16 protein-coding genes are annotated in these 15,695 nt (G+C 60.1%); 8 read left to right on the top strand and 8 right to left on the bottom strand.

The features are described from left to right. The first annotated feature begins 383 nt into the window (after positions 1 to 383). The 7 genes from BVK86_RS18505 to BVK86_RS18475 all read left to right on the top strand — a co-directional run bounded on the left by BVK86_RS18505 (position 384) and on the right by BVK86_RS18475 (position 5,515). Positions 384 to 722: a hypothetical protein gene (locus tag BVK86_RS18505; protein ID WP_075947774.1), complete on the top strand. Its 339-nt coding sequence runs from the start codon at positions 384 to 386 to the stop codon at positions 720 to 722. A gap of 174 nt (positions 723 to 896) precedes the next feature. Next, entirely contained in the window at positions 897 to 1,529 is a 633-nt protein-coding gene (locus BVK86_RS18500; protein WP_075947773.1) for a TetR family transcriptional regulator, read from the top strand. Between the two features lie 273 nt (positions 1,530 to 1,802). Continuing rightward, positions 1,803 to 2,303 carry an urease accessory protein UreE gene (gene ureE, locus BVK86_RS18495; RefSeq protein WP_075947772.1) on the top strand — a complete coding sequence of 167 codons (501 nt, stop codon included), beginning with the start codon at positions 1,803 to 1,805 and terminating at the stop codon, positions 2,301 to 2,303. Continuing rightward, entirely contained in the window at positions 2,300 to 2,974 is a 675-nt protein-coding gene (locus BVK86_RS18490) for an urease accessory protein UreF (RefSeq protein ID WP_075947771.1), read from the top strand. Before ureE ends, BVK86_RS18490 begins: the two co-directional genes overlap by 4 nt. Positions 2,975 to 2,997: 23 nt before the next feature. Then, positions 2,998 to 3,612, top strand: coding sequence for an urease accessory protein UreG (gene ureG, locus BVK86_RS18485; protein WP_056852405.1), 615 nt, complete (start codon positions 2,998 to 3,000; stop codon positions 3,610 to 3,612). 29 nt (positions 3,613 to 3,641) lie between these two features. After that, positions 3,642 to 4,214 carry a HupE/UreJ family protein gene (locus BVK86_RS18480; RefSeq protein ID WP_075947770.1) on the top strand — a complete coding sequence of 191 codons (573 nt, stop codon included), beginning with the start codon at positions 3,642 to 3,644 and terminating at the stop codon, positions 4,212 to 4,214. 167 nt (positions 4,215 to 4,381) lie between these two features. Beyond that, positions 4,382 to 5,515: an AGE family epimerase/isomerase gene (locus tag BVK86_RS18475; protein WP_075947769.1), complete on the top strand. Its 1,134-nt coding sequence runs from the start codon at positions 4,382 to 4,384 to the stop codon at positions 5,513 to 5,515. A 121-nt stretch (positions 5,516 to 5,636) separates the two neighbouring features. Here BVK86_RS18475 and BVK86_RS18470 read toward each other — a convergent pair whose 3' ends face one another. Beyond that, entirely contained in the window at positions 5,637 to 6,398 is a 762-nt protein-coding gene (locus BVK86_RS18470) for an SDR family oxidoreductase (RefSeq protein ID WP_075947889.1), read from the bottom strand. On the opposite strand from BVK86_RS18470, the gene BVK86_RS29820 reads away from it, so the two are divergent. Next, positions 6,391 to 6,708, top strand: a complete 318-nt coding sequence (locus BVK86_RS29820; RefSeq protein WP_157720445.1) for a hypothetical protein — start codon at positions 6,391 to 6,393, stop codon at positions 6,706 to 6,708. The genes BVK86_RS18470 and BVK86_RS29820 overlap by 8 nt on opposite strands. 486 nt (positions 6,709 to 7,194) lie before the next feature. Here the strand turns inward: BVK86_RS29820 and BVK86_RS18460 are convergent, their stop codons facing one another. The 7 genes from BVK86_RS18460 to amaB form a co-directional block, all read right to left on the bottom strand. Next, positions 7,195 to 7,911, bottom strand: coding sequence for an ABC transporter ATP-binding protein (locus tag BVK86_RS18460; RefSeq protein ID WP_075947768.1), 717 nt, complete (start codon positions 7,909 to 7,911; stop codon positions 7,195 to 7,197). Then, complete coding sequence (locus tag BVK86_RS18455; protein WP_075947767.1) at positions 7,908 to 8,780, bottom strand: ABC transporter ATP-binding protein; 873 nt, start codon at positions 8,778 to 8,780, stop codon at positions 7,908 to 7,910. The genes BVK86_RS18460 and BVK86_RS18455 overlap by 4 nt, the downstream gene beginning before the upstream one ends. Further along, positions 8,777 to 10,060: a high-affinity branched-chain amino acid ABC transporter permease LivM gene (gene livM, locus BVK86_RS18450; protein WP_075947766.1), complete on the bottom strand. Its 1,284-nt coding sequence runs from the start codon at positions 10,058 to 10,060 to the stop codon at positions 8,777 to 8,779. Before livM ends, BVK86_RS18455 begins: the two co-directional genes overlap by 4 nt. A gap of 3 nt (positions 10,061 to 10,063) precedes the next feature. Then, entirely contained in the window at positions 10,064 to 10,978 is a 915-nt protein-coding gene (locus BVK86_RS18445; protein WP_075947765.1) for an ABC transporter permease subunit, read from the bottom strand. A 241-nt stretch (positions 10,979 to 11,219) separates the two neighbouring features. Beyond that, positions 11,220 to 12,353: an ABC transporter substrate-binding protein gene (locus BVK86_RS18440; RefSeq protein ID WP_075947764.1), complete on the bottom strand. Its 1,134-nt coding sequence runs from the start codon at positions 12,351 to 12,353 to the stop codon at positions 11,220 to 11,222. A gap of 362 nt (positions 12,354 to 12,715) precedes the next feature. Then, positions 12,716 to 13,999, bottom strand: coding sequence for an L-pipecolate oxidase (gene amaA / locus BVK86_RS18435; protein WP_075947763.1), 1,284 nt, complete (start codon positions 13,997 to 13,999; stop codon positions 12,716 to 12,718). A 153-nt stretch (positions 14,000 to 14,152) separates the two neighbouring features. Then, on the bottom strand, positions 14,153 to 15,643 hold the full coding sequence (amaB, locus tag BVK86_RS18430; protein WP_075947762.1) for an L-piperidine-6-carboxylate dehydrogenase: 1,491 nt from the start codon (positions 15,641 to 15,643) through the stop codon (positions 14,153 to 14,155). Positions 15,644 to 15,695 lie beyond the last annotated feature (52 nt).

The following is a 15,695-nucleotide window of genomic DNA, read 5'->3' as shown; positions in this document are numbered from 1 at the left end:
CAAAACTCCTGATACGACTGAACGCCCCGACGGCGACGCCCATGAAAAACGCGGGACCAAAAACGGCCCGTTATGAAATCTACGACTGAAAAACGGTCGGCAGGTTTAATCGAATACCTGATTTTCCCGCAATCCAACCCTCGCTTTCCGCTCTCTACCCTCCTGCAACGTTACCGGCCCCGCACTTTTGCGTGGCACGAGTGAGTCGAAAATACCCACCCCGGTGCAAAAGCAACGGCCGCAAAGCCCCGGTTTACAAGGCCTGCAGAGAACAATCAATTCCGTTGATTATTAACATTGCGTTTATGAACTTTTATATCGACTTATCGAGAGTAGCATTGCCCTCGTACCCACTTTATCGCCCTCCTACGGAGCACCCAATCATGAAACGCCAATTACTGCTTAGTCTTACCCTCTCAATGCTGGCCAGCACCGCTTTCGCCCTGCCAGCCGCCGAACAGGCCACCCCACAAGCCAAAGACCATCATTCGGTATTCAGCCACACCGTCGCTGCCGATGGTTCGGACCGCACCCCAGGCCAAACCCTGGCTGAAGGCGGTAACGATCGCCTGAAAGAAAAAAACCTGATCACTGAAGACGGCTACGACCAAACCCCACAAGGTCAAGCTGTTGCTGCTGACGGTTCCGATCGCACCCCTGGCCAAACCCTGGCTGAAGGTGGTGGTGACCGTGTGATCGAACGCAACAGCGCTATGAGCTGAGCCCATGGTGGCCTTGAAAAAAAGCCCAATCACCGGATTGGGCTTTTGACTTTCTGGATGTAGCGTTTGTAGAAGCCGAATACTTCCCCGTTCGATCTCCCTGTCCCCGTTCGACGCCAGCGAAGACGATTTGCTAGAGTGCGCCGCTGTCCTACTTCAGAAAACACCCTTGCGATGCTGCCCCGCGCCGAACAGAAGCAACAAACCCGCAACGCCCTGATGGACGCTGCCCGTCATTTGATGGAAGGCGGCCGGGGATTCGGCAGCCTGAGCCTGCGCGAAGTGGCGAAAACTGCCGGGATCGTGCCCACCGGTTTCTATCGGCATTTCGCCGACATGGACGAACTGGGCCTGGTGCTGGTCAGCGAAGTGGGCCAGACCTTTCGCGAAACCATTCGCCTGGTGCGGCACAACGAGTTCGTGATGGGCGGCATTATTGATGCGTCGGTGCGGATCTTTCTCGATGTGGTCAGCGCCAACCGCTCGCAATTTCTGTTTCTGGCCCGCGAGCAGTACGGTGGCTCGCAGCCCGTGCGCCAGGCGATTGGTCGCCTGCGCGAAAACATCAGTTCGGACCTGGCCGCAGACCTGTCGCTGATGCCCAAGCTGCAACACCTCGACATCGCCGGCTTGAGCGTCATGGCCGACCTGATCGTCAAAAGCGTGTTCGCTACCCTGCCGGACATCATCGACCCACCGGCCGAGGCGTTACCCGAGCATTTGACGCCCCAGGCGAAGATCACCCAGCAACTGCGCTTCATCTTTATCGGCCTCAAACATTGGCAGGGTCTGGGCAGTACCGAGTAACGCCCTTTGCAGGAGCGAGCCTGCGCGCGAAGAACGAGAACGCGCTGCACCTGAAGAGCCGTGACGCCCCAATCGCGAGCAGGCTCACTCCCACAGGCAAGCCCTGAGCCGCCTTAAGTTGGTGCATCGAAAAATAACTCGCACCAACTTCAACCAAAACCCCCAGCGCTGCGCCGCACGCCCTACCCTTCCTTCAGGCATTTCCTACACATCACGCCGATTGGCAAGCCCCTTGCTCTAGCCTCAGCATTGTCCATTGCTGGAAGCTTTCCGATGCTGGTGATTCATCGCAGAATCGACCCTCAACCCGTTTGGGCCGCCGAGTTGCACCTGACATTTGAAGCCCGGAGCAAAAGCCGTTTGCGCTGTTTCAGTGCCGAGGGTGAAGACGTCGGGTTGTTTTTGGAGCGCGGGCAATCGCCGCTGTACGACGGCGAATGTCTACAGGCCGAAGACGGTCGCGTCGTCCGCGTCTGTGCCCGCCCCGAACAACTGCTACATGTCACCTGCGCCAATGCCTTCGAACTGACCCGCGCGGCCTATCACCTGGGCAATCGTCACGTCGCCCTGCAAGTCGGTGACGGCTGGCTGCGCCTGCTCGACGATTACGTACTCAAGGCCATGCTCGAACAATTGGGCGCCCACGCCGACAACATCGAGGCCCCCTTCCAGCCGGAACACGGTGCCTACGGCGGCGGTCATCACCACTCACGTCACGGCGATGAAGACTTCAATTACCCGCCCAAGCTGCATCAGTTCGGCGTGCGCCTGTGAACCCCGCATGGGCATTGCTGCGTTTGGCCAGTCCGCAATTGCCGATTGGCGGCTACAGCTATTCCCAAGGTCTGGAAATGGCGGTGGAGAATGGCCGCGTCCACGATTCTGATAGCGCGCGGCGCTGGATCAGCGATCAACTGCTGCTCAATCTCGCCCGCTTCGAGGCCCCGCTGCTGCTTGCCCATTGCAAAGCTGCCACCGAAGAAAACTGGTGCGAACTGCTGCAACGTTGCGAAGAACACCGCGCCAGCCGCGAAACCCGCGAACTGCATCAGGAAAGCCGGCAGATGGGTTATTCCCTGCAACAGCTGCTTAACGGCCTGCCAGAACTCGATGCAGCCGCCCGCGCCTTCCTTGAGCAACGTCCCGAACCCCACCTGGCCTTGGGCTGGGCGCTGGCCGCCCGTGCCTGGCAAATCAGCCCGCAGGATGCGCTGGCCGCCTGGCTCTGGAGCTGGCTGGAAAACCAACTGGCGGTGCTGATGAAAACCCTGCCGCTGGGCCAGCAAGCCGCCCAGCGCCTGACCAGCGAACTGCTGCCGCTGCTGCAACAAGCCCAGCAGGACGCCAGCCAGATCAACCCCGAACACTTTGGCAGCGCCGCGTTTGGCCTGTCCCTGGCGTGTATGGCCCACGAGCGCCAGTACAGCCGTCTGTTCCGTTCCTAGGGCCTGTTATTTTGGAGAACCACATGAACACACAACCTCTGCGCGTCGGCATCGGCGGCCCGGTCGGCTCCGGCAAAACCGCCCTGACCCTGGCCCTGTGCCTGGCCCTGCGCGACCGCTACAACCTGGCCGTTGTGACCAACGACATCTACACCCGCGAAGACGCCGATTTCCTGGTGCGCAACGAAGCGCTGGCACCGGAGCGGATCATTGGCGTGGAGACCGGCGGTTGCCCGCACACGGCGATTCGCGAAGACGCCTCGATCAACCTCGAAGCCGTGGACCAGCTCAACCGCCGCTTTCCGGGGCTGGACCTGATTCTGGTGGAGTCCGGTGGCGACAATCTATCGGCCACCTTCAGCCCGGAACTGTCGGACCTGACCATCTACGTGATCGACGTGTCCGCGGGCGACAAGCTGCCACGCAAGGGCGGGCCGGGTATCTGCAAGTCCGACCTGCTGGTGATCAACAAGATCGACCTGGCGCCCCTGGTGGGCGCATCGCTGACCCTGATGGACAGCGACACCACACGCATGCGCAACGGCAAGCCATTCGTCTTCAGCAACCAGAAAACCGGCCAAGGCCTGGAAGACATCATTGCCTTCATCGAACGCCAAGGCTTGCTGACCGCAGCCTGATCGACATTTACCAACAAGGAAGCTTATCCATGACACTGAAACGCATCCTGGCCGCCGCGGCCCTGCTGCTCACCCCGACCCTCGCTTTCGCCCACCCGGGGCACGGCGACAATGGCTTGATCGCCGGCATCAGCCACCCCATCGGCGGCCTCGACCATCTGCTGGCGATGCTCGCTGTAGGCCTGTGGGCGGCACAACAAAAAGGCGCCGCGCGCTGGGCGCTGCCGTGCACCTTCGTCGGGACCCTGTTGCTCGGCGGCCTGTTGGGCTTTGAAGGGCTGAACCTGCCAGCACTGGAAAGCGGGATTGCCGCATCGGTGTTGGCGCTGGGCCTGGCGGTTGCGCTGGCGGTGCGTCCGCCGTTGAGCCTGGCGGTGGCAGCCACGGCGATGTTTGCCTTGTTCCATGGTGTCGCCCATGGCCTGGAGCTGCCGGACATGTCCAGCCCCTGGGCGTATGCCGTCGGGTTCGTGGCGGCGACTGCCGCGTTGCATGCGGCGGGTTATGCGTTGGTGCGGGTGTTGCCTCAGGCGGCTGCGCCGTTGGTACGACTGGCAGGTGCGGCGTCGGCGGCGACCGGGGTCTGGTTGTTGGCCAGCTGATTTCTTTCGCGCCCCTTAAGGCTTCATCGCTGGCAAGCCAGCTCCCCTAGGGGTTTGCACTGACCCTGTGGGCGCTGGCTTGCCAGCGATGGCGGTCAGACAGACACCACATCTCTCAGGCCTGATAACATGTCGCGCAATCGCCCCTGCCGTGACGACGCCAGCCAATGCCGCATGTTCCCCGCTCCGCCTCCCAGCCTGAAATGACCACCCTGTTCGCCTCGGTGCAACAGCACTTCCAGGGCGTCATCGTGCCGCTCTGGCAAGGTCCCGGCTGGAATGCCGACATGGCACTGCCCTATGAGGCGCTGGACGCCGGGCACCAGCCACTGCCACCGCAACGCTATCGGGCCATGGCCTGCGCACGCCAGCTGTATCTGTTCGCCAGCCTGATCGGCCAGGTGCCGGGCGCCGAAGAGCGTGGGGCGGCGCTGTTCCGTTCCTTGCAACGGCACTTTCACGACGCCGAGCATGGCGGCTGGTTCTACAGCATCGATCCACAGGGTGCCCCTCTGGATCAACGCAAAGACCTCTACACCCACGCCTTTATCCTGTTCGCCTGCGCCCATTACTGGGAGAAGGTTCGCGAGCCGCTGGTGGAATCGGTGCTCAACGCCGCGCTGGAAGTGATCGCCCGGCGATTTTCCACAGGCGATGGCTTGTACGAAGCCAGCCTCGACAGAGACTGGTCGTCACTCGGCAGCGGCCCCCTGCAAAACCCGTTGATGCATCTGGCCGAAGCCTTCCTCGCGACCTTATCGGTACGTGAAGACATTGCTGTGGAACGCGGGCTCATCGAGTTATGCACAGCCCTGCAGAAACGCTTTATAGATACGCAACACGGCGTGTTGATGGAAAAGCCCTTGGGAGCTGTGGATAACTGGTTTGAGCCGGGGCACCAGTTCGAATGGTATTACCTGCTGGAATCATCGGCGCTGCTGCGCGGCTCGAAATTGCATGCCTCACTGGAACGGGCCTTCGCCTTTACCGAGCAATTGGGCGTCGATCAATCGTCCGGTGCGGTGCAAGCCATGCTCGACCTCGGCCCTGACGGCGGCTCGCGAGATGCCACCCAGCGCATCTGGGCTCAGGCCGAATACCTGAGGGCGCTGACACTGCGCCCGCACAGCGAAGCGGCGGTGTTACGCCAGTTACGGGCCTTGCAAGAGCATTTCCTGCATGCCGGTGGCTGGCATGAGTGCCGCGATGCTCACGGCGCGGTCAGCCGTCGGGACATGCCGTCGACCACGCCGTATCACCTGGCGACCTGTTATAGCGGGTTGGCTGATTATCTGCGTTGACTTCCAGATAGCTTTTGCGGGCAAACCCGCTCCCACAGTGATTTCTCGCGCGGCATAGGGCGTATGCACACCGCAAAACCCAGTGGGAGCGGGCTTGCCCGCGATTGGCCGTTATGCGGTCTTAAGATTTGCGTTCGATAGCAAACCCGGCCCAGGTCTGGCTCACCGGCATCAGCTCCAGGCTGTTGACGTTGATGTGCGCCGGGGCATTGAGGACCCAGAAAATGGTGTCGGCAATGTCTTGCGGCTGGATCGGCTCGGCACCGGCGTAGGTCGCGTTGTAACGCTCCTGATCACCGGCAAAACGTACCAGCGAGAACTCGCTCTCGCACAGGCCCGGCTCAATGTTGCTGACTCGCACGCCCGTACCTTGCAGGTCGCAGCGCAGGTTCAGGGAGAACTGTTTGACGAACGCCTTGGTGGCGCCATACACGTGGCTGCCCGGGTACGGATAGTTACCGGCGACGGAACCCAGGTTGATAATGCCCGCACCACGACCGTGAGCGATCAGGCGCGGCAGCAGCAAGCGAGTGCTGTACATCAGGCCTTTGACGTTGGTGTCGACCATGGTGTCCCAATCATCGAGATCGCACTTGGGTGCCGGGTCAACACCCAGCGCCAGGCCGGCATTGTTGATCAGCCCGCGCAGTGTCGCGAAGGACGGCGGCAGGTTGGCAATGGCCTCTTCCATCGCCTTGCGATCCCGTACATCGAGCACCAGGCCGTGCACTTCGGTCTGCTCCGACAGCTCGGCGCACAGCGCATTGAGGCGTTCTTCACGACGGCCGGTCAGCACCAGTTTCCAGCCAGCCTCGGCAAAACGACGGGCACAGGCTTCACCAAAACCGGAAGTCGCGCCGGTAATAAACAGGGTGTTGGACATCGTGTTCTCCTTGCTTCGGCTGGTCGCCAGCCATTGGAATAGAAAATCAGCCGCCAGCATGCCCGGCCACGCTCATACCGGCAACCACGTTCCCCCAGTAACAGAGCCTGCTGGGGTACATTCTGCTCAAAAAATGATCAGCATCGGGAAAGCCATACAGATCGTGGCTTGCAGCCATGTGCGCGCACGTTATCCACAGGCCGGTCCACAGTCTTTGGGGGCAAGTGAAAAAGCTGCAAGCCTCTATCCACAAGGCTTTGCGCCGGTTTTTGAAACTTTTTCGCTTGACCCTCAAGGTCCTGCTGTGTAGCCCTCGGCCATTTGCATGACTGACAGGTCAAACCGGCGATGGCGCCAAGCCAGTAACCACGGCCTTCAGCCGAGTCTTTCCAGAGTTTAATCACAGACTTATCCACAGGCTTGTGCAAGCCGAATACTGTGGATTTCACCAGCAACAAAAAGGTTGACAAGGCGCTGTTTCAGCCGAGTAAAAACGCCTGATCAAAAAACAACCACACCTCTGCAAGCCACGGTTTCAAAGGCTTTCAGCCAGCTACTCCCACGTTATTCACAGCCAGCTCCACAGTAATCGGGGACAAGTCAAAACTGTGACAAAACAACTATTTGCAGCGGCTTTATGTCGCGGTTTGGAAGCTTCGGAATATTGTTTTCCACAATTTCCCTCAGCTCACATCGCCGCTCTTGCAGGAGCAGCCTTCGGCAGCTCCTGAAGGGTTTACGCGGGTATAAAAAAACGCCCTGATTTTGTCAGGGCGTTTTTATTGCAAGCTACAAATCAATGCCCGCCGAGATAAGCGCTACGCACATCCTCGTTGACCAGCAACTCCTTGCCGGTGCCCGCCATGCGAATCTCGCCGTTGACCATCACATAGGCGCGATCGGACAAGCGAAGGGCATGGTTGGCGTTCTGCTCGACCAGGAAAATGGTCATGCCGGTTTGCGCCAGTTCCCGCAGGGTGGCGAAGATCTGCTTGACCACGATGGGGGCCAGGCCAAGGCTGGGCTCATCAAGCAACAGCAGTTTCGGCCGGCTCATCAGCGCACGGGCGATGGCGAGCATTTGTTGCTCACCGCCGGACATGGTCATTGCGCGCTGGGTACGCCGTTCTTCGAGTCGCGGGAACAACTCGAACATGCGCTGCATGTCTTCCTTGGCGTACTTGTCGCCAATCGGAATGGTGCCCATCAGCAGGTTTTCCTCGACGGTCATGTCAGGGAACACCCGCCGCCCTTCCGGTGATTGCGCGATGCCGTTGGAGGCGATGTAGTGCGACGACTTGTGGGTGATGTCCACACCTTGATAGAGGATCTTCCCGCCCGCCGCACGCGGCTGACCGAAGATCGACATCAGCAGGGTCGACTTGCCCGCGCCGTTGGAGCCGATGAGGCTGACGGTTTCCCCTTCATTGATGTGCAGCGAGACTTTCTTCAGGGCCTGGATCGGCCCGTAAAACACGTCCAGTTCCTGGAGTTCGAGGATCGGTTGGGTCATACCACTTCCTCTTCATCGGCGCCCAGGTAGGCGGCAATCACTTTCGGGTCGTTGCGGATGTCGTCGGGGCCACCCTCGGCGATGACAATGCCGTGGTCCAGCACCACGATGTGGTCGGAAATACTCATAACCATGCCCATGTCGTGTTCGATCAGCACCACGGTCAGATCGTGCTCGTCGCGCAGCAGCCGGATCATCGCGCTCAGCGCTTCGGTTTCCTGAGGGTTGAGGCCGGCAGCCGGTTCGTCGAGGCAGATGATCTGCGGACGGGTACACATGGCCCGGGCAATCTCCAGACGGCGTTGCTGGCCGTAGGACAACTCACCGGCGAGGCGGTTGGCGCAGTCCACGAGGTCCACCACTTCCAGCCAGTAGAACGCATGGTCCAGCGCATCGCTTTCGGCCTTGCGATAGCCCTTGGTATTGAGAATGCCGGCCAGCATGCTGCGGTTGACCCACATGTGCTGGGCCACCAGCAGGTTTTCCAGCACCGACATTTCCTTGAACAGGCGAATGTTCTGGAAAGTCCGCGCCAGCCCGGCACGGTTCACCAGGTGGGTGCCGCCGAACATCTTGTAGTACAGGCGACTGGCAAAGGATTTCGGCGAGACGAAATCGGTCGGTTTGAACGACTCGCCCAGCAACTTGATGACGTTGGTCTGCTCGCCACGCACGTTGAGTTCGATCTTGCCGCCGGAGGCCTTGTAGAACCCGGTCAGGCAGTTGAACACCGTGGTCTTGCCCGCGCCGTTGGGGCCGATCAGGGCGAAGATCGAATTGCGTTTGACCTTCAGGCTGACATCGCTCAACGCCTTGATGCCGCCAAAGTGCATCATCAGCTTTTCGACACTGAGTACGACTTCGCTCATGGCGCTACTCCTTTACGCGGGGTCACACCGGTACGACTGATCCGAATCAGGCCGCGCGGGCGCCAGATCATCATCAACACCATCAGGATGCCGAATAGCAGGACGCGGTATTCGGCGAAGCCACGCAGCAACTCCGGGGCGACGGTCAGCACGAAGGCAGCAATCACTACGCCGATGGTCGAGCCCATGCCACCGAGAACCACGATGGCGAGGATCAGCGCCGATTCGAAAAAGGTGAACGAGGTCGGGTTGACGAAGCCCTGGTAGGTGGCGAAGAACACACCCGCCAGACCGGCCGTCGATGCACCGATGGTGAACGCCGAGAGTTTGACCAGCACGTGGTTCAGACCCATGGAACGGCAAGCAATCTCGTCTTCACGCAGCGCTTCCCAGGCACGACCGACCGGCATCTTCACCAGACGATGCTTGATGTACAGCACAGCCAGCACGACCAGGAACAACACCGCGTAAATGAAGTAGTACTTCACGTCGGGGTTGTAGGCGATGCCGAAAAACTCATGAAACGGTACGCCCCCGTCTTTGGCTCGCTTGCCAAATTCCAGGCCGAAGAATGTCGGCAGTGGCGCCGGCATGCCGTTCGGGCCACCGGTCAGGGACAGCCAGTTATTGAGGACCAGGCGGATGATTTCACCGAAACCCAGGGTCACGATTGCCAGGTAGTCACCGTGCAGGCGCAACACCGGAAAGCCGAGGATGCAACCGGCCAGCCCCGCCGTGATCGCCGCCAGCGGCAACACCGTCCAGAAACCCAGGCCCAGGTACTGATAACCGAGTGCCAGGCCATAGGCGCCGATGGCGTAGAACGCCACGTAACCCAGGTCGAGCAGGCCGGCCAGGCCGACCACGATATTCAGCCCAAGGCCCAGCAGCACGTAGATCAGCCCGAGGATGACCACACCCAGCAGGTAGGAGTTGGAGAAAAACGGGAACACCACGGCGATGACGATCACCAGCGGGATGATCCAGCGCAGGCGCGACTTGTAGTCAGGCGCCAGCACATGAACCCCGGAACCGGAGGATTCAAAACCTTCAAGGATTTTCAGGCCCTTGGGGGTTTGCAGGAACATGCTCAGGGCGAATCGACCCGCCATGACAATGGCGACAATCCAGGCCACCCGGGTGGTTTCCAGGTTGAAGCCATAGCCATCGAGAACGACGCCGACAATCGGCCCGAACACAATCAGGGCAATGAGGCCGGCAAGAATCGCGTCAACCAGACTTTTTTTGATATCAATGGTTTTTTTAGTGGTTGAAGACATCGCTTACACCTTCGACACAAGAGGACGGCCGAGCAGGCCTTGGGGCCGAAAGACCAGAACGAGAACCAGCAGCGAGAAGCTGAAAACGTCTTTGTAGTCCGAGTTCACCAGGCCGGAGAACAGCGACTCGGAAATCCCGAGGATGATCCCGCCGAGCATGGCGCCAGGCAGCGAGCCAATCCCGCCGAGCACCGCAGCGGTGAATGCCTTGATCCCGATGATGAAGCCGGCATAGAAGTCGAATGTGCCGTAGTTCATGGTGATCAGCACGCCGGCCAGGGCCGCCATCGCTGCACCGATGATGAACACGTAGGAGATTACCCGGTCGGTGTTGATCCCCAGAATCGAAGCCATCTTGCGGTCTTGCTGGGTTGCACGGCACATGCGGCCGAGCTTGGTGTACTTGATGATGTAGGTCAGCGCGGCCATGCCGACAAACGCGGCGACCAGAATGAAGACCTTGGTGTAGGTCAACTGCACGAAACCTGTACCGACCTCGACACGCCAGGCTCCCGTGAGCAACGTCGGAACGCCTTGTTGCTTGGCGCCCTGGGCGATCTGTGCATAGTTTTGCAGGATCAGCGAAATACCGATGGCGCTGATCAGCGGTGCCAGTCGGGTGGAGTTACGCAGGGGTTTGTAGGCGACTCGCTCGATGACCCAGCCATACACCGCCGTGACGACGATGGTGAAGACCAATGTGCCGAGCATCAGCAGCGGGAAGGATTCGATACCGAAGTAAGCCAGCAGAGCCAGACTGATTGCCGCGAGGTAAGCGGAAATCATGTAAACCTCGCCGTGGGCGAAGTTGATCATGCCGATGATGCCATAAACCATTGTGTAGCCGATGGCGATCAGGCCATAGACCGACCCGAGGGTCAGGCCGTTGACCAGTTGCTGCAGGAAAATACCATCCATAACGCAATCTCACGCAATGAGAACCTGCACACCTGGGGGTGTGCGGTTCCTCTAAGGAAAATACAGATTTACGTCGGAGCAATGTCAATCACGATCAACCTGGCCCACACCACCCCCTGGGGGAGCTGGCTTGCCAGCGATAGCGGTTGAACATTCGACGAAATTGTCTCCTGCCAGTCCGCCATCGCGGGCAAGCCCGCTCCCACAAGGGATATGTGGGTTCAAGTAATCGAATCAGCCCTTACTTCTGTTTTTCCAGCTGGTGGTATTTGCCGTCCTTGTCCCACTGGTAAACCACGTAGTCGGAGACTTTCAGGTCGCCCTTGCTGTCCCAGGCCTTCTCGCCCATGACGGTCTTGACCGGGTTTTTCTTCAGCCAGGCAGCCGCTTCTTCGCCCTTGTTGGACTTGGCGCCGTTGAAAGCGGCAGCCAGGGTTTGCACCGAAGCGTAGGCGTACAGGGTGTAGCCTTCTGGCTCGGTACCGGCCTTGCGGAAGGCGTCTACCACGGCCTTGCTGTCTGGCAGCAGGCGTGGGTCGGCACCGAAGGTCATCAGCACGCCGTCAACGAATTGCGGACCGCCAGCGGTGGTCACCAGTTCGTCGGTCACGATGCCGTCGTCGGACATGAACTTGACGTCTTTCAGACCTTGTTCACGCAGTTGACGAACCAGAGGACCGGCTTCCGGGTGCAGACCACCGAAGTAAACAACGTCGGCGCCGGCGCCACGGATTTTGGTCACGATGGTGCTGAAGTCTTTCTCGCCGCGGGTCAGGCCTTCATACAGCACTGGCGTGACGCCGCGCTTGACCAGTTGCGCCTTGGTGGCGTCAGCCAGGCCTTGGCCGTAGGTATCCTTGTCGTGCAGCACGACGACTTTCTTGCCCTTGAGCACGTCGACGATGTAGTCGCCGGCCACGATGCCTTGCTGGTCGTCACGACCGCACATACGGAACATGGCGCTCAGGCCGCGCTCGGTAACCTGCGGGTTGGTGGAGCCTGGAGTGATGGCGATGATGCCCGCTTCGTCGTAGATCTCGGAGGCCGGGATGGTCGACGAGGAGCAGAAGTGACCGACCACGCCCGCCACTTTCTGGTTGGTCAGGTCCTTGGCCACCGTCACAGCCTGTTTCGGTTCGCAGGCGTCATCGCCCTTGACCAGTACGATTTTTTCCCCGTTTACGCCGCCCGCTGCGTTGACCGCATCGGCTGCTGCCTGTGCACCCTTCATGTACTGCTCGCCAAATGCCGCGTTGGCGCCCGTCATTGGACCCGCTACGCCGATCTTGATGTCAGCCTGAGCAAACGCAGAAACACCCAACGCAGTTGCCACTGCGAGGGCCAGAAAGCCTTTCTTGTAAAACGTCTGGGACATGAGGTGGTGCTCCATGGTTTTTTTAATTGGCACTGCGACTTCAATGAATGCTCAGAGCAAGGGCCGTGCCATCGGTTTTTTATTCTGAAAAAAGTCGCTGCTTTATTGTTATTTCGACTGTTTCGGGCCCATTTTCATTGGGCGTGCAACCGTCTAAACCGCAGAAGGTGAAACCATTAATTTTTTGAGGCGCAACCCGCCCGCGCCATCATTGCAACCGCGACACTAAACGGCGTGCAACCAGCCTGTAACAACGCGCGTCACCGAACTGCACACTGCTGGTGCGGTACTGCTACAACCCGCACCATTACAGGCTAGCCGTTGCGCCGAAAAGCGCCGCTCCCGGCAACAAATTTCAACAATCAGATCACAATGCGCAAGCACTGGCCCGCGTGATACAGCGAAAAACCCGCCTCATACAGACAACTGCGCAACCCTGCCCCGGTCAATGGCTGCATGGGCGCAAAGGGAATCGGTAGTGCTTGAGGATTTCCGTTACACAGGTAGTCGGCAAACGCTTTGCCGACCACTGTTCCCGTGGTCACACCCCGACCGTTGTAACCGGTGACTGCCACTAAACCGGGCGCCGGTTCGAACAGGCGCATCAAATGATCGGGGGTAAATGCGATGCAACCGGTCCAGGTGCACTCCCACTCCACCGGCTTCAGGTAGGGGAAATAATGCTGCTGCACCCGGTCAGCCCAGGCCTTGAGAAACCAGGCTGGCTTCTGATTGCCATTCCCCAGACTGCCAAGCAGCAAGCGCCCATCCTTGTCTCGACGAATGCTGCTGAGCACTTGCCGGGTGTCCCAGGAACCCTGGCCACCGGGCAAAATCTGCTGCGCTGCGTCTTCGGTCAGCGGCACCGACGCCACCTGATAGTAATAACCGGGGAAGAAATTGCGCCGCAGTTCGGTCCAGGCGCCTTCGGTATAGGCGTTGGAGGCAATCACCACTTGCTCGGCCAGTACCGAGCCCTGCGCGGTTTGCACCGACCAGCGCTGGCCCTGACGTTCGAGTCGGGTCACAGGTGAATGATCGAATAATTGACCGCCGAGGCCGATGGCCGCTTTGGCCAGCCCCGTGGTGTAAGCCATCGGATTGATCGTGCCAGCACGGCGATCGAGCAACGCGGCAGCAATTTTCCGGGTGCCCGTGGCTTGTTCACAGGCTTGGCCGGTGAGCAATTCAACCGGCGCGCCACGGCGTTTCCATTGTTCTTCACGACTGCGCAGATCCGCTTCGCCACGGGCGTTGTGCGCCATGTGCAGCGTGCCTTCGCGACGCAGCTGGCAATCGATGTTGTACTTGTCCACAAGGCTGAACACCAGGGCCGGCGCCGCCCCGAGCATGCGATTGAGTTGGCTGCCGACCGCCTCGCCGAACCCGGCCTCGATTTCGTCCGGTGGAATCCACATTCCGGCGTTGACCAGCCCGACGTTGCGCCCCGACCCGCCATGGCCGGCGCGATGGGCTTCAAGCACACAAACGGTCTTGCCTTGTTCCAGCAAATGCACCGCCGCCGACAGCCCGGTAAACCCGGCGCCGATGACGCAGACATCGACCTTTACTTCCCCCTTGAGCGCCGCGTTGTCGGGCCTTTGCGGCGTCAGTTTTTCCCACAGACACTCTTCGCGTAACGGCATTGCCAGACTCCAACAGAAACCTAACCAACACACAGTTCAATTGTGGGAGCGAGCCTGCTCGCGAAGGCGGCGACACATCCAACATCAATGTGACTCAAAGACCGCTTTCGCGAGCAGGCTCGCTCCCACAGGGGATCCCTGTACGACCGAGCATCAGTCGAACGTAATCCCCTGCGCCAACGGCAACTCCAGCGAGTAGTTCACGGTGTTGGTCTGACGACGCATGTAGCCGCGCCAGGCGTCGGAGCCGGACTCACGACCGCCACCGGTTTCTTTCTCGCCACCAAACGCACCACCGATTTCCGCACCGCTTGGGCCGATGTTGACGTTGGCGATGCCACAGTCGCTGCCCACCGCCGACATGAACTGCTCGGCTTCACGCACGTCGGTGGTGAAGATGCACGAGGACAGGCCCTGCGGTACAGCGTTGTTCAGACGCAGGGCTTCGTTGAAATCGCTGTAACCGATCACGTACAGAATCGGCGCGAAAGTTTCGTGGCAGACCACGTCGCTCTGCTCCGGCATTTCGACGATGGCCGGCGATACGTAGTAGGCATTCGGGAATGTGTCTTCGAGCTGACGCTTGCCGCCGAACACCTTTCCGCCCTCGCTCATGGCCTGCTCCAGCGCGTCCTGCATGTTCTCGAAGCTGTTTTTGTCGATCAGCGGGCCGATCAGGTTACCTTCCAGCGGGTGGCCGATGCGCACTTTGGAGTAGGCAGCTTTCAGGCGGGTGACGATTTCTTCTTTCACCGACTCATGGGCAATCAGGCGACGCAACGTGGTGCAGCGTTGACCGGCGGTGCCGACGGCACTGAACAGGATGGCGCGAACGGCCATGTCCAGGTCGGCGCTTGGGCCGAGGATCATCGCGTTGTTGCCGCCCAGCTCCAGAATGCTGCGGGCGAAACGCGCGGCGATTTTCGGCGCCACTTCGCGGCCCATGCGGGTGCTGCCCGTGGCGCTGACCAGCGCGACACGCGGGTCATCGACCAGGGCTTCACCGGCATCGCGGCCGCCAATAACCACTTGGCTCAGGTGCGGGGGGGCGTCGCTGAAGTTTTTCAGCACGCGATCGAACAGCGCCTGGCAGGCCAGCGCGGTCAGCGGGGTTTTCTCCGACGGTTTCCAGATCACCGGGTTGCCGCAGACCAGCGCCAACGTGGCGTTCCAGGCCCAGACCGCGACCGGGAAGTTGAACGCACTGATCACGCCGACGACGCCCAGCGGGTGCCAGGTTTCGCGCATGTGGTGGCCAGGGCGCTCGGAAGCGATGGTCAAACCGTACAACTGGCGGGACAGGCCAACGGCGAAGTCGCAGATGTCGATCATCTCCTGAACTTCACCCAGACCTTCCTGAGTGATCTTGCCCGCTTCCCAGGACACCAGCTCGCCGAGATCGGCCTTGTATTCACGCAAAATGTCGCCCAGTTGCCGCACCAGCTCGCCACGGCGCGGCGCAGGGACCTTGCGCCACAGCTCGAACGCATGATCTGCGCGACTGATGTGCTGCTCGACTTCAGCGGCACCTTCCCAGTTCACAGCGGCGATGCGACTGCCATCGACAGGCGAATGCACCGGCACTTTGCCGTTCTGGTACAGGGCCGGGTTCACACCAAGACGATCAAGCAATGCGGCAACCATGGGTCACTCCTCAAGCAAAAAACGGAACGTGTGCAGCCGGAAAATCGCGGCT

This window comes from Pseudomonas reinekei, from assembly GCF_001945365.1.
GTDB lineage: Bacteria > Pseudomonadota > Gammaproteobacteria > Pseudomonadales > Pseudomonadaceae > Aquipseudomonas > Aquipseudomonas reinekei.
Note: the sequence above shows the minus strand (reverse complement) of the source record. Positions and strands in the feature narration are given on the sequence as shown.